Raw genomic sequence first — 14,403 nt, 5'->3', positions numbered from 1 at the left:
GGGGCCGGCGCCGTCCGCCGGGCGGCGACACGAGAATCGCTCCCACCGACACGGAAACGGGCCCCGCCCACATGCGAACCGGCCCCGCCGACACGAAAACCGGTCCCGTGCTGTCGTACCCCCGTGCGATGCTCGGGCCCGTGGAGACCAGGTCTGTCAGTCCGGTGTTCGTGGGCCGCGCGAACGAGTTGGACACGCTGCACGAGGCGCTCACCCGCGCGAACGCGGGGGAGCCGCGGGCGCTGCTGATCGGCGGCGAGGCCGGAGTCGGCAAGACCCGGCTGATCGAGGAGTTCGCCGCTGCCGCCGCCCGGCGGGGCGCGGTCGTCGCGCTCGGCGGCTGCGTCGAGATGGGCGCCGACGGGCTGCCCTTCGCCCCCTTCTCCACCGCCCTGCGCGCCCTGCGCCGCGAACTGCCCGACGCCCTGGATGCCGCGACCGCGGGCCAGCAGGAGGAACTCGCCCGGCTACTGCCCGAACTCGGCGAGCAGCCCGCCCCGCGCGGCACCGGCCGGCACGACGAGGAGGGCATGGCCCGCCTCTTCGAACTCACCGCCCGCCTGCTGGAACACGTCTCCGCCGAGCAGACCGTCGTCCTCGCCCTGGAGGACCTGCACTGGGCCGACGCCTCCACGCGGCACCTGCTCACCTATCTCTTCCGCACCCTGCGCACCGGCCGGCTCGTCGTCCTGGCCACCTACCGCTCCGACGACATCCACCGCCGCCACCCGCTGCGCCCCCTGCTCGCCGAACTCGACCGGCTGCGCACGGTGTGCCGCATCGAACTCGACCGCTTCACCCGGCACGAGGTCGGCCGCCAGATCGCCGGCATCCTCGCCACCGAACCGGACCCGGCCCAGGTCGACCGGATCTTCGAACGCTCCGACGGGAACGCGTTCTTCGTCGAGGAACTCGCCGTCTGCGCCCACGAGGGCTGCGCCGACCTCAGCGACTCCCTGCGCGACGTGCTGCTCGTGCGCGTCGAAGCCCTCCCGGAGGCCGCCCAGCGGGTCGTCCGGATCGCCGCCGAGGGCGGATCCACCGTCGAGTACCGGCTGCTCGCCGCCGTGGCCCGGCTCACCGAGGACGACCTCATCGAGGCGCTGCGGGCCGCCGTGAACGCCAGCATCCTCATCGCCGCCCCCACCGGCGACGGCTACCGCTTCCGGCACGCCCTGGTCCGCGAGGCCGTCGGCGACGACCTGCTCCCCGGCGAACGCTCCCGCCTCAACCGCCGCTACGCCGAGGCACTTCAGGACGACCCGTCCCTCGTCGCCGCCGACCAGCGCGTCATGCGGCTGGCCAGCTACTGGTACCACGCCCACGACCCGGCCAAGGCCCTGCCCGCCGTCCTGGACGCCTCCGTCACCGCCCGCGCCCGGCACGCCTACAGCGAGCAGCTGCGCCTCCTGGAGCGGGCCATGGAACTGTGGGACACCACCCCCGAGGACGTACGGGACCGGTTGCGTCCCGTGGACTACACGGAGGTCTGTCCGCCCTGCGGCGGCGACCCCGCCACCACGCCCCTGTGCTACCTCGACCTGCTGGCCGAGGCCGCCGTCGCGGGCCGCTTCTGCGGCGAGCGGGACCGCGCCATGAAGATCATCAAGCGGGCGCTGCGCCTCCTGGAGGACGAGCACGACCCCCTGCGCGCCGCCTGGTTCTGGATCCAGCGCTCCCGCCTGGTCCAGGCGAAGGCCCAGGGCAACGGCCGGCGTGAACTGGCCCGCGCCCAGGACCTGGTGCGGGGTCTGCCGCCGTCCGAGGTGCACGCCGAGGTGCTCGCCAACGTCGCCAACTGGTCCATGGTCCACGAGCCCGGCCCCGAGGCCTTCTCGGCCGCCGAGCGGGCCGTGGAGTACGCGCGCATGGTCGGCGCCTGCGAGATCGAGATGACCGCGCGCCTGACCCTCGGCGGCCTCAGGGTCCAGGCGGGCGACGTCGAGGCCGGACTCGCCGAGATGCACGAGGTCAACCAGCGCACGGTGGAGCGCGGCATCGCCGCCGTCGCCGGACGCTCCTACGTCAACCTGCCGTCCGAGCTGGAGTCCGTCGGCCGCTCCCGCGAGGCCGTCCCCCTGCTGGAACGGGGCATCGCCCACACCCGGCGCTACGGCCTGCTCGACCAGGAGGCCTGGGTCTGGGGCAACCTCGCCGAGTCGCTGTTCACCCTGGGCCGCTGGGAGGAGGCCGCCGAGGCCGCCTCCCGGTCGCGGCGCGTGGGCCAGAGCGCCAAGCCGCGCGCCTTCCACGCCCGCATACGCGCCGAACTGGCCCTCGCCCGGGGCGAACTGGCCGAGGCCGCAGCCCAACTCGCCGACGGCCGCTCCCACTTCGGCACCCATGACTGCGCGCCGCAGCACACCCTGCCCCTGGTCCGCATCGCGATCGGCGTCGCGGCGGGGGAGGGCCGCCTGCTCGACGCCCGCACCGAACTCGCACGCGCCCTGGAGGACGGCTTCCCGCCCGGCACCCAGCGCTACGGCTGGCCCCTGCTGCTCGCCGCCGCCACCGTCGAGGCCCGCACGGCCGGGCTGCCCGCGGCGGGCCCGGGCCGCCCCGACGCCCTCGACCGCATCCGGAAGGCCGCCAAGTCACTGACCGTCAACGTCCCCGTCTGGCAGGCCTACGAACGCTGGGTACGCGCCGAGCTGCTGCGTGCCGAGGGATGCTCCCGGCCCGAGGAGTGGGCCGCCGTCGTCGCCGCCTTCGAGACCCTGGAGCGCCCCTACGACCTCGCCCGCGTCCGGCTGCGCCTGGCGGAGGCGCTGCTCGCCGCAGACGAGGACCAGCGGGAGCGCGCCACGGAACTGCTCCGCCTGGCCCATGCGGTCGCCGGCCACCTCGGGGCCCGGCCGCTCGCCGACTCCGTGGCCCTGCTCGCCCAGCGCGCCCGGCTGCCCCTGACGAAGCCCGCCCAGCGGCCCGCTGCCCCCGGGGACCCCGCCGAGTCCCTGGGCCTCACCAGCAGGGAACGTGACGTCCTGCGCCTGGTCTCCCTCGGCCGCACCAACCGCCAGATCGCCGGGGAACTGTTCATCTCCCCCAAGACGGCCAGCGTCCACGTCTCCAACATCCTGGCCAAGCTCGGCGTCTCCGGCCGGGTCGAGGCGGCGGCGGTGGCGCACCGGCTGGAGATGTTCCCCGGTGCCCCGCTCGCCGCCCGGGCCGCCGGCTGAGCCGTACGGTGGAGGCAGGACGGTGAGGGAGGGGGCGTGTTCGACGCCTTCGAGGAACTGTTCGCCCCAGGGCGGGGGCACACCCGTGACGAGCAGAAGCGGCTGGAGCTGACCCGTGAGGACGTCGGGGACGACGATCCCGGGCGGGGACCGGTCGACCTCGCCTCGGGACGGGTCGTCGTACGGCCACCGAGGACCGAAGAGCCCTGCGAGGCGGACGCCGGACCCCGGGGGGAGGACGAGCCGGGCGACGCGTGAGCGCCCGGGTCACCTCACCTCGAGTTCCAGGATCCGGTCGTCGCCCTTCTTCGGTGTGCCCCGGCCGTCGGTGTTGCTCGTGACCAGCCAGAGCCTGCCGCCGCCCGCCGCGGCGACCGTGCGCAGCCGCCCGTAGGTGCCCGTGAGGAATGCCTGCGGGGCGGCGGACGCCACCGTGCCCTTCAGCGGGATCCGCCACAGGCGCTCGCCCCTCAGCCCCGCCATCCACACGCAGCCCTCGGCGTACGCGATGCCGCTCGGCGAGGCCTGGTCGGTGTGCCACTGGGCGACGGGGTTGCGAAAGCGCGCGTCGGTGGACCTGCCCTCCGCGTCGGGCCAGCCGTAGTTCCCGCCGGGTGCGATCGCGTTCAGCTCGTCCCAGGTGTCCTGGCCGAACTCGGACGCGAACAGCCGCTGCTTGCCGTCCCAGGCGAGGCCCTGCACGTTGCGGTGGCCGTAGGAGTACACCGGGGAGCCGGGGAAGGGGTTGCCCGGAGCCGGCTCGCCCTCCGGGGTCAGCCGCAGGATCTTGCCGCGCAGGGACTTCGTGTCCTGGGCCGGCCCGCGCTCGCCGTTCTCGCCGGTACCCGCGTACAGCATGCCGTCCGGGCCGAAGGCGATCCGGCCGCCGTTGTGGACGACGCCCTTGGGAATGCGCTTGAAGATCGTGTCGGGCGCGCCCAGTTGCTCCCCGGCGGGCTTCTTCGCGTCGTACAGCATCCGGACGATGCGGTTGTCCGAGGCCGAGGTGAAGTAGGCGTACACCATGTGGTCGGCGGCGTAGTGGGGGGAGAGGGCGATGCCGAGGAGGCCGCCCTCGCCCTGGGGCGCCACTCCGGAGACCGTGCCCAGCTCCGTCTTCCTCCCCGTGCGCTCGTCGACGCGGGTGATCGTCGCCCGGTCGCGGGAGGAGACGAGGAGGCCACCGTCCGGAAGCGGGGCCAGGCCCCACGGGGAGTCCAGGCCCTCCGCCACCGTGCGCAGCACTTTCACGGTGCCCTTGGCCGGCGGGGTCTTCTCCGCGGCGGGCCGCCCGGGGGAGGGGGAGGACCCCACCGCCGGGCCGGGCGGGGTGCTCCGGTCGCCGGGTGGCGGTCCACCGGAGGAGCACCCGGCGGTCAGCAGCAGTGCGGCGGCGGCCAGCATGCCGGTCACGGCCCGAGCCCGAGCCTGCACGATCGTGTCCCTTCGACGCGGAGGTCGCTCTCTGTCGAACACCGCCCGCGCCCTCCCAGGTTCCCGATGGCCCGCAATCCACGCGGACCCGCCTCCCCGCGCACCGCCCCTGCCCCCGCGCGCAAGTCCCCGTCCCCGCGCCCGGTCACCGCCCCCGCGTTCAGTCCCACGACCCCCGCGCCGCCGGAAGCCGTGCCAGCTCCGTCAGGTCCTGGACCGTCAGGCGCAGCTCCACCGCGGCGGCGTTCTCCGTGACCCAGTGCTCGCGCTTGGTGCCCGGCACCGGGATCACGTGCCGTCCCTGGGCGAGCACCCAGGCCAGGGCCACCTGGGCCGGTGTGACGCCGTCGCCGTGCCGTGCGGCCACGCGCCGCAGACCGGCGACGATCGGCTGGTTGGCGGCCATCATCTCGGCGGTGAAGCGGGGGTGGCGGGCCCGCAGGTCGTCCGGTTCGAATCCCTGGCCGGGGGTGAGCGTGCCGGTCAGGAAGCCGTTGCCCAGGGGCATAGCGGCCAGCACGCCGACACCCCGGGCCGCGCACCACGGCAGCAGGGCCTCCAGTGGTTCGGGCGACCACACCGACAGCTCGGCCTGCACCGCGCTCACCGGGAACACCTGCTGCACCCGCTCCAGCTGCCGGATCGTTCCGTCATGCAGCCGCCCCCGCGACCGGCGTCCGCCGCGCGCCCCCACGGCGCACAGACCGAGCGCCCGCACCTTCCCGGCCCGCACCAGATCCGCCATCGCCCCCCAGGTCTCCTCCACCGGCACCTCCGGGTCGGCCCGGTGCAGCTGGTAGAGGTCGATCACGTCCGTCTGCAGCCGCCGCAGCGACGCGTCACAGGCCCGTCGCACATACCCGGGGCGGCCGTTGGCCACGATGTGCTGGTCGCCCACCAGCAGCCCGACCTTGGTCGAGACGAAGGCGTCCGGGCGCCGCTCCTTCAGCACTCGCCCCAGCAGCAACTCGTTGGTGAACGGGCCGTACATGTCGGCGGTGTCCAGCAGCGCCGAGCCCAGGTCCAGCGCCCGGTGCACGGCCCGCAAAGACTCCTCCCCGCGCCGCCGGGACGCGCTGTAGGCCCAGCTCATCGGCATGCAGCCAAGTCCTACGGCCCCCACCGCGAGTGCCGCCGCGCCGATCGTCCTGCGCTCCACCTCGCCGTAACCCTCCCTCTCCTCGGCTCACCAACCTAACCTCTGCGCCCGCGCGCACCTGGCATAGCCTCCTGAGCATGAGTGCTGACGTGTGGCTGCCCATCCCGCCCGAGGAGATCAAGGGGCTCCCCGAGGGGCCGAACTACCTGTTCTGGGACGGGGGCGACGACGGTGCGCAGCCGTTCCCCGGGGATCCGGCCGACTGCGCCTTCTACGTCGTGCCGTACATGAGGCCGGCCGGGCTCGTCGTACGCCCGCTGGACCGCATGCGCTCGGTACGGGTCGTGCAGACGCTGTCCGCCGGCACCGACAACGTGGAGGCCGGCCTCGGGCAGCTCCCGCCGGGAGTCGTGCTGTGCAACGCGCGCGGGGTGCACGAGGCGAGCACGGCCGAACTGGCCCTGACACTCGTCCTCGCCTCCCTGCGCGGCGTCCCCGGCTTCGTGCGGTCCCAGGACCGCGGGGAGTGGGGCGGAGGTTTCCACCCCGCGCTGGCCGACAAGAACGTCCTCATCGTGGGCTACGGAGCCATCGGCGCCGCCATCGAGGACCGGCTCGTGCCGTTCGAGGTCGCGCGGGTGGCGCGCGTGGCGCGCTCCGCGCGCACCACAGCGCGCGGCCCGGTGCATCCGCTCACCGATCTGCCCGCCCTGCTCCCGGAGGCCGATGTCGTCGTCCTGTCCACGCCCTTGACCCAGGCCACGTACGGCCTGGTCGACGCGGACTTCCTCGCCCGGATGAAGGACGGCGCGCTCCTGGTGAACGTCGCGCGCGGCAGGGTCGTCGACACCGAGGCGCTGCTGGCCGAGCTGGAGAGCGGCCGGCTCACCGCCGCCCTCGACGTCACCGACCCCGAGCCGCTGCCCGCGCACCATCCGCTGTGGCACGCGCCCGGCGTGCTGATCAGCCCGCATGCCGGCGGCCCCACCTCGGCGTTCCGGCCGCGCGCCGAGCGGCTGCTGACGGGGCAATTGCGCCGGTTCGTGAACCAGGAGCCGCTCGCGAACGTGGTTCTGACGACGAGTGGGGCAGGCGTATAGCCCCAGCCCGGCACCGTCCGCAACCCCCCGGACGCGGGGCGTATCCGCATATGCGCTGGTCGTCACGGAGCGTAGAGGAACTATGTCCCTGAGTGACGAGACTGGTGTATCGTCCCCGACAGGGGCTGCGCCGTGCACCGTTCGGCGCCGGGGATGGACATTTCGGACTGCGAGGGGGGCGACGGGCGATGCACGGCCTATGGACGAACGATCCGACGCGGCGGAGCCGCCGGAGGCCCTGGCACACGGCCGCTCGCGGAAGCGGCCCGCACAGCGACCGGCCCGGCTGCCACCGAAGCCGGCACCGGTACCGGCGCCGCGAACCCGGTGCCCGCGTGAGGCAGGGGCACCCGGCGTGCCGGGGCGCGAGGGACACGGCGGTGCGGACCGGGAGCCTCCGGTGAGCCCGCCCGCCCCCACCGTGACCGCGCCCGAGGGAGCGCGCCGGACCCCGCCCCCGGCGGGAGCCCGGCCCGCCCGGCCGCCGGCGGCGCCCGGCGGATTCGGCCAAGTGGCCTCCCAGCTCGTCCTGGCGCTGGTGTGCGCGGGCTACGCCGTGGGCTCCGCCTGCGACTGGGGTTCGCGCGAAATCGCACTGGTCATGGGCGACTTCGGGCTGTCCGCCGCGGCCGGCACCGCCGCCGTGTCGTGCGCCCTGTACGCCCGCAGACACCAGGTCCGCTTTCGGTCCGCCTGGCTGCTGTTCGCCCTCTCCTCGGCGATGGCCTCCCTGGGCAACGGCGTCTGGGGCTGGTACGAGGTCGTCCTCGACGAGCCCGTGCCCAGCCCCAGTTACGCCGACCTGTTCTTCCTGTGCTTCGCGCCGCCCGCGATCGTCGGGCTGCTGGTGCTCGCCAAGCGCCCGGTGACGAGGGCCGGCTGGGTCTGCCTGGCGCTGGACGCCTGGCTGATCGGCGGCTCGCTGCTCACGCTCTCCTGGAGCCTGGCGCTGGCCCAGGCGGCCAGGTTCGACGGGCCGAGCGTCGCGCACACCGCGCTCTCCCTGGCGTACCCGTTGCTGGACATCGCCCTGGTCAGCATGGTGCTCGCCCTGCACTTCCGGCGCTCACCGCTCAACCGCACCGCCGTGAACACCGCGATCGGCGGACTCGCCCTCACCGTGCTGAGCGACGCCTTGTTCACGTCGCCGCTGATGCACCACAGCTACCGCTCCGGGCAGCTCCTCGACGCGGGCTGGTTCGCCGGCTCGCTGCTCCTGGCGTACGCCCCCTGGGTCGGGCCCCACAACGCGCCCGCACGCGGGAGCGGTCCCACTCCGGCGGCACACTCCCACGACGGACCCACGGCCGACCGCCACGAGAGGGCCCGCCCGAAGACGGGCCACCCGGGGACGGGGCGCACCGGGGCCGGCCGGCAACGACCCGACCGTCACGGAGCCGACCGCCACGGGCCCGTCGGGCAGCACGGCCCCGACCGCCCCGGGACCATCCGGCGCCCCGCGGCACACGAGGCGGCCGACGCGCCCCCGCACGGCACCGACGGGCACGTGCACGCGCGCGTGCCCGACGGCCCCGCGCCCGAGGCCGACGGCCGCGCCCCGGCGGGCGGCGCCCCCGGGACCGACGGACACGCGCGCGTGGGGCACGAGCGGCTGCCCGGACAGCGCCAGGCGCCGCCCGGCGGCTCCGCCCGGCCGCCCCTCGCACCGGAGACCGATCACGAGCGGTACCCGGCCGCCCGGCCCATCGCCGGTTCCCTGGCCGCCCTCACGCCCTACCTCGCCGCCGCCGTGTGCACGCTGGGAGTCCTGTACAACGTGCTCAACGGCCACAGCGTCGACCGGGTGGTGCTGATCACCGCCGGTGCGGTGGTGCTCGCCCTCGTCGTGCGCCAGGGCATCATGCTGCTCGACAACATCGCCCTCACCCAGGAACTCGCGCAGAAGGAGAACCACTTCCGCTCCCTGGTGCAGGGCTCCAGCGACGTCATCATGATCGCCGCGCCCAACGGCATCCTGAGGTACGTCTCCCCGGCCGCCGCCGGGGTGTACGGGCGGCCCGCCGAGGAACTCGTCGGCACCGAACTGGCCGGCCTCATCCACCCGGAGGACCTGGGCTGCGTCGTGCACGAGGTGCGCCGGTTCCTCGCCGCCAGCCCGCTGGAAGAACCCACCACGCGCATCGAGTGCCGCTTCAGGTCCGGGGGTGGGGGCACCTCCCGCCCGGGCGGAGCCGAGAGCGGGGGAGGCTGGCTCAACGTGGAGTCGACCATCAACCGCCACCACGGCGGCCTCATCTTCAACAGCCGTGACGTCACGGAACGCGTGCGCCTGCAGGCGCAGCTCCAGCACAACGCCGAGCACGACCCGCTCACCGACCTGCCCAACCGCGCGCTGTTCACCAAGCGCGTGCAGCAGGCGCTGTCCGGCCGCCGCTCCACCGACCGCGGCACCGCCGTGCTCTTCATCGACCTGGACGGCTTCAAGGCCGTCAACGACACCATCGGGCACCAGGCCGGGGACGAACTCCTCGTGCAGGCCGCCCGCAGACTCCAGGAGTCCGTCCGGTACGGGGACACCGCCTCCCGGCTCGGCGGCGACGAGTTCGCCGCGCTGATCGTCGGCGGCGGCACCCGCGACCGCACCGCCCGCGAAGGGCACATCCTGGAGCTGGCCGACCGGCTCAGGATCACCCTGTCGCAGCCGTACCTCATCGACGGCAACGATGTCCGCGTCGCCGCGTCCATCGGCGTCGCCTTCGCCGAGCCGGGCCTCGGCGCCGGAGAACTGCTGCGCAACGCCGACCTCGCCATGTACCGCGCGAAGGCGGCCGGGAAGGGCCGCGTCGAGCTGTACAAGCCGCAGATGCAGCAGGACGTCGTCCGCAAGGCGGAGCTGGCCGGCCGGCTCAGGTCCGCCCTGCACGACGGCGAGTTCACGCTGCTGCACCAGCCGGTGGCCTGCCTGGCGACCGGCCGGATCACGTCGGTCGCCGCCCAGGCGCGCTGGCGCTCCTCCCAGGGGGTCCTCTTCACGCCGGCCGAGTTCCTGAGGGTCTCGGAGGACAGCGACAAGACGGCCGAACTGGGCCGCTGGATGCTGGAAGAGGCCGTCGAGCAGGCAGCCGAGCGCGCCCGGACCGGGCTGAACGCGCCGGTGGTGGTCCGGGTGGGCGCGCGCCGCCTGGTCGACCGCTCCCTGCCGCCCGGCACCGTCGAGACCCTGCTGACCCGGCACGGGCTGCCCTCCGGGGCCCTGGTGCTCGAGCTGGCCGACACCGATCCGCGGGTGTCGCTGGACGAGCTGGAGCGCCGCCTGTCCGCCCTGCGCCGGCTCGGCGTGCGGATCGCCCTGGACGGCTTCGGCAGCGGCCACGGCGCTCTCACGGCGCTCAGGAAGCTCCCCGTCGACGTACTGAAGCTCGACCGCTCCCTGGTCGAGGGCGTCGTCGAGTCGGCCCGCCTGCACAAGATCACCAGTGGGCTGCTGCGCATCGCGGGCGACCTCGGGCTGCAGTCGGTGGCCGACGGCGTGGACCTGCCCGAGCAGATCGCCGCCCTGCGCGCGATGGGCTGCACCCACGGCCAGGGCATGGCGTTCTCCGGCCCGCTCGACGAGTACCGGCTGCGCCGGGCGCTCACCTGCGGCCACTACCCGGTACCGCACGGCGCGGCCGAACCGGCGTTCGCCGGGGGCGGCGGCGCGGGCGTGTACACGGGCCAGGTACCCGCCGTCCTCGGTGGTGGGACGAGCCTTCGCCCACATGATGAGACTCCCGTCCCACCCACTTGACAGTGGATGTGTGCCGGGGGGAGGGTCAGTTCCATGCGCACCCGAATTCTCGTACTTGGACAGCGCGTCGGCTGAGCTGGGACCCACCGGAGGACGATCCGGAATCCCCAGCGACCTTCACCGGCGCGCTCCCCTCGCTTGCCTCACGGCACGAGGGGTTTTTTGTTGCACGGGCACCTGCCGCCCAGCGGTCGCGCACCGTGCGAACCTGGCGAAAGCCGACACCCGAACCCTCGCAGAACCTCAGCATCGAGAAGAGAATGCCGATGACCGAGCAGGCCACCGGGGCCCACCATCCGCAGCCGCGGCCCCGTTCCGGAGGACACCAGATGGCGCCCGAGCACGTCACGGGTGCGCAGTCCCTCATCCGCTCCCTCGAGGAGGTCGGCGCGGACACGGTATTCGGCATTCCGGGCGGCACGATCCTGCCGGCGTACGACCCGCTGATGGACTCCACCCGAGTGCGGCACGTCCTGGTCCGGCACGAGCAGGGCGCCGGCCACGCCGCCACCGGCTACGCGCAGGCCACCGGCAAGGTGGGTGTCTGCATGGCCACCTCGGGCCCCGGCGCCACCAACCTGGTCACCCCGATCGCCGACGCCAACATGGACTCGGTGCCGCTGGTCGCGATCACCGGGCAGGTGGTGTCCTCCGCCATCGGCACGGACGCCTTCCAGGAGGCGGACATCGTCGGCATCACCATGCCGATCACCAAGCACAGCTTCCTGGTCACCAAGGGCGAGGACATCCCGCGGGTGATCGCCGAGGCGTTCCACATCGCCTCCACCGGCCGCCCCGGCCCGGTCCTGGTCGACATCCCCAAGGACATCCTCCAGAAGAAGACCACCTTCTCCTGGCCGCCCGTCATGGACCTGCCCGGCTACCGGCCCGTCACCAAGCCGCACGCCAAGCAGATCCGCGAGGCGGCCAAGCTCATCACCGCCGCCAGGCGCCCGGTCCTCTACGTCGGCGGCGGCGTCCTGAAGGCCAAGGCCACCGCCGAACTGAAGGTGCTGGCCGAACTCACCGGAGCGCCCGTCACCACCACCCTGATGGCGCTCGGCGCGTTCCCCGACAGCCACCCGCTGCACGTGGGAATGCCGGGCATGCACGGTGCGGTCACCGCCGTCACCGCGCTGCAGAAGGCCGACCTGATCGTCGCCCTCGGCGCCCGCTTCGACGACCGCGTCACCGGCAAGCTGGACAGCTTCGCGCCGTACGCCAAGATCGTCCACGCCGACATCGACCCCGCCGAGATCGGCAAGAACCGCGAGGCCGACGTGCCGATCGTCGGCGACGCCCGCGAGGTCATCGCCGACCTGGTCCAGGCCGTCCAGAAGGAGCACGCCGAAGGCCACAAGGGCGACTACACCGCATGGTGGAAGGACCTCGGCCGCTGGCGCGACACCTACCCGCTCGGCTACGAGGAGCCCGCGGACGGCTCCCTGTCCCCGCAGCACGTCATCGAGCGGATCGGGCAGCTCGCCCCCGAGGGCACGATCTTCGCGGCGGGCGTCGGCCAGCACCAGATGTGGGCCGCGCACTTCGTCCAGTACGAGCAGCCCGCCACCTGGCTGAACTCCGGCGGCGCCGGGACCATGGGCTATGCCGTCCCGGCCGCCATGGGCGCCAAGGCCGGCATGCCGCAGCGGACGGTCTGGGCGATCGACGGCGACGGCTGCTTCCAGATGACCAATCAGGAGCTGACCACCTGCGCCCTGAACAACATCCCGATCAAGGTCGCCGTCATCAACAACGGCGCCCTCGGGATGGTCCGCCAGTGGCAGACCCTGTTCTACAACCAGCGCTACTCCAACACGGTCCTGCACTCCGGCCCGGACGACGTCAACCCGGACGCTCGCGGCACCCGCGTCCCCGACTTCGTGAAGCTGTCCGAGGCCATGGGCTGTCACGCGATCCGCTGCGAGCGCCCCGAGGACCTGGACAAGGCCATCGAGGAGGCGAACTCGATCAACGACCGTCCGGTCGTCATCGACTTCATCGTCCACGAGGACGCGATGGTCTGGCCGATGGTCGCCGCCGGCACCTCCAACGACGAGATCATGGCCGCCCGCGACGTCCGCCCCGACTTCGGCGACAGCGCCGACGACTGAGAGCCGTCCGAGGACTTCAGGAAGGTACGACCGTCATGTCCACCAAGCACACGCTCTCGGTCCTGGTCGAGAACACCCCCGGCATCCTCGCCCGGATCGCCGCCCTCTTCTCCCGCCGCGGCTTCAACATCGACTCGCTCGCGGTCGGCGTCACCGAGCACCCCGACATCTCCCGCATCACCATCGTGGTCGGTGTCGAGGACCTTCCGCTGGAACAGGTGACCAAGCAGCTCAACAAGCTCGTCAACGTGCTGAAGATCGTCGAACTGGAACCCGGTTCGGCCGTGCAGCGCGAACTCGTCCTGGTGAAGGTGCGCGCCGACAACGAGACGCGCTCCCAGATCACCGAGATCGTCCAGCTCTTCCGCGCCAAGACGGTCGACGTCTCCCCGGACGCCGTCACCATCGAGGCCACCGGCTCCAGCGACAAGCTGACCGCCATGCTCAAGATGCTGGAGCAGTACGGCATCAAGGAGCTGGTGCAGTCGGGCACCATCGCGATCGGCCGCGGCGCCCGTTCGATCACGGACCGGTCGCTGCGCGCCCTGGACCGGTCGGCGTAACCACACGAAGCGACGTGTACCGGCGGCCGGGTGACACCGTCCGCCCGTATACCGAGACCCCGAGACTTCCCGTCCCCCCACCGGCATACGGTGGGACGCACAACCTGCACACCAAGGAGAGAACCCAGTGGCCGAGCTGTTCTACGACGCCGACGCCGACCTGTCCATCATCCAGGGCCGCAAGGTCGCGGTCATCGGCTACGGCAGCCAGGGTCACGCCCACGCCCTGTCGCTGCGCGACTCGGGTGTCGACGTGCGTGTCGGTCTGCACGAGGGATCCAAGTCGAAGGCCAAGGCCGAGGAGCAGGGCCTGCGCGTGGTGAGCCCGTCGGAGGCCGCCGCCGAGGCCGACGTCATCATGATCCTGGTGCCGGACCCGATCCAGGCCCAGGTCTACGAGGAGCACATCGCCCCCAACCTGAAGGACGGCGACGCGCTGTTCTTCGGTCACGGCCTGAACATCCGCTACGGCTTCATCAAGCCCCCGGCCGGCGTGGACGTCTGCATGGTCGCCCCCAAGGGCCCGGGCCACCTGGTGCGCCGTCAGTACGAGGAGGGCCGCGGCGTCCCGTGCATCGTGGCCGTCGAGCAGGACGCCTCCGGCGAGGCGTTCGGGCTGGCGCTGTCCTACGCCAAGGGCATCGGCGGCACCCGCGCCGGCGTCATCAAGACCACCTTCACCGAGGAGACCGAGACCGACCTGTTCGGTGAGCAGGCCGTCCTGTGCGGTGGCACCGCCGCCCTGGTCAAGGCCGGCTTCGAGACGCTGGTCGAGGCGGGCTACCAGCCGGAGATCGCCTACTTCGAGTGCCTGCACGAGCTGAAGCTGATCGTCGACCTCATGTACGAGGGCGGCCTGGAGAAGATGCGCTGGTCGATCTCCGAGACCGCGGAGTGGGGCGACTACGTCACCGGCCCGCGCATCATCACCGACGCCACCAAGGCCGAGATGAAGAAGGTCCTCGCCGAGATCCAGGACGGCTCCTTCGCCAGGAACTGGATGGACGAGTACCACGGCGGTCTGAAGAAGTACAACGAGTACAAGAAGCAGGACTCCGAGCACCTGCTGGAGACCACCGGCAAGGAGCTGCGCAAGCTCATGAGCTGGGTGGACGAGGAGGCGTAGGCCTCGCGGCGGACGGGGCCGGGGCCGGCGCCCCGGC

The 14,403-nt window shown here is 73.0% G+C and carries 9 protein-coding genes; 7 read left to right on the top strand and 2 right to left on the bottom strand.

Going from position 1 to position 14,403, the window contains the following annotated elements:
- The first annotated feature begins 128 nt into the window (after positions 1 to 128).
- Together ACFC02_RS19595 and ACFC02_RS19590 are read left to right on the top strand one after the other, a co-directional pair.
- Entirely contained in the window at positions 129 to 3,179 is a 3,051-nt protein-coding gene (locus ACFC02_RS19595) for an AAA family ATPase (RefSeq protein ID WP_376358442.1), read from the top strand.
- Between the two features lie 36 nt (positions 3,180 to 3,215).
- Positions 3,216 to 3,437 (top strand): DUF6191 domain-containing protein, encoded by a 222-nt coding sequence (locus tag ACFC02_RS19590; protein WP_376358439.1) that lies wholly within the window; start codon positions 3,216 to 3,218, stop codon positions 3,435 to 3,437.
- Between the two features lie 9 nt (positions 3,438 to 3,446).
- On the opposite strand, the gene ACFC02_RS19585 is transcribed toward ACFC02_RS19590, so the two are convergent.
- Together ACFC02_RS19585 and ACFC02_RS19580 are read right to left on the bottom strand one after the other, a co-directional pair.
- Positions 3,447 to 4,583: a PQQ-dependent sugar dehydrogenase gene (locus ACFC02_RS19585; protein WP_376358538.1), complete on the bottom strand. Its 1,137-nt coding sequence runs from the start codon at positions 4,581 to 4,583 to the stop codon at positions 3,447 to 3,449.
- Positions 4,584 to 4,773: 190 nt separating this feature from the next.
- Positions 4,774 to 5,772, bottom strand: coding sequence for an aldo/keto reductase (locus ACFC02_RS19580; protein WP_376358436.1), 999 nt, complete (start codon positions 5,770 to 5,772; stop codon positions 4,774 to 4,776).
- 77 nt (positions 5,773 to 5,849) lie between these two features.
- Between ACFC02_RS19580 and ACFC02_RS19575 the strand changes: the two genes are divergently transcribed.
- The 5 genes from ACFC02_RS19575 to ilvC all read left to right on the top strand — a co-directional run bounded on the left by ACFC02_RS19575 (position 5,850) and on the right by ilvC (position 14,366).
- On the top strand, positions 5,850 to 6,812 hold the full coding sequence (locus ACFC02_RS19575; protein ID WP_376358433.1) for a 2-hydroxyacid dehydrogenase: 963 nt from the start codon (positions 5,850 to 5,852) through the stop codon (positions 6,810 to 6,812).
- Between the two features lie 400 nt (positions 6,813 to 7,212).
- The gene (locus tag ACFC02_RS19570) at positions 7,213 to 10,563 is read left to right on the top strand and encodes an EAL domain-containing protein (RefSeq protein ID WP_376358430.1); all 3,351 of its coding nucleotides are present in this window, start codon (positions 7,213 to 7,215) and stop codon (positions 10,561 to 10,563) included.
- Positions 10,564 to 10,829: 266 nt separating this feature from the next.
- The gene (locus tag ACFC02_RS19565) at positions 10,830 to 12,677 is read left to right on the top strand and encodes an acetolactate synthase large subunit (RefSeq protein WP_376358427.1); all 1,848 of its coding nucleotides are present in this window, start codon (positions 10,830 to 10,832) and stop codon (positions 12,675 to 12,677) included.
- Positions 12,678 to 12,712: 35 nt separating this feature from the next.
- The gene (gene ilvN, locus ACFC02_RS19560; protein WP_376358424.1) at positions 12,713 to 13,240 is read left to right on the top strand and encodes an acetolactate synthase small subunit; all 528 of its coding nucleotides are present in this window, start codon (positions 12,713 to 12,715) and stop codon (positions 13,238 to 13,240) included.
- 127 nt (positions 13,241 to 13,367) lie between these two features.
- Positions 13,368 to 14,366 (top strand): ketol-acid reductoisomerase, encoded by a 999-nt coding sequence (gene ilvC / locus ACFC02_RS19555; RefSeq protein ID WP_376358421.1) that lies wholly within the window; start codon positions 13,368 to 13,370, stop codon positions 14,364 to 14,366.
- The last annotated feature ends 37 nt before the right edge of the window (positions 14,367 to 14,403 follow it).

This window comes from Streptomyces sp. NPDC056160 (assembly GCF_042268205.1).
Classification (GTDB): Bacteria; Actinomycetota; Actinomycetes; order Streptomycetales; family Streptomycetaceae; genus Streptomyces.
The sequence above is the reverse complement of the archived record's forward strand: the minus strand, read 5'-3'. Positions and strand labels throughout refer to the sequence as shown.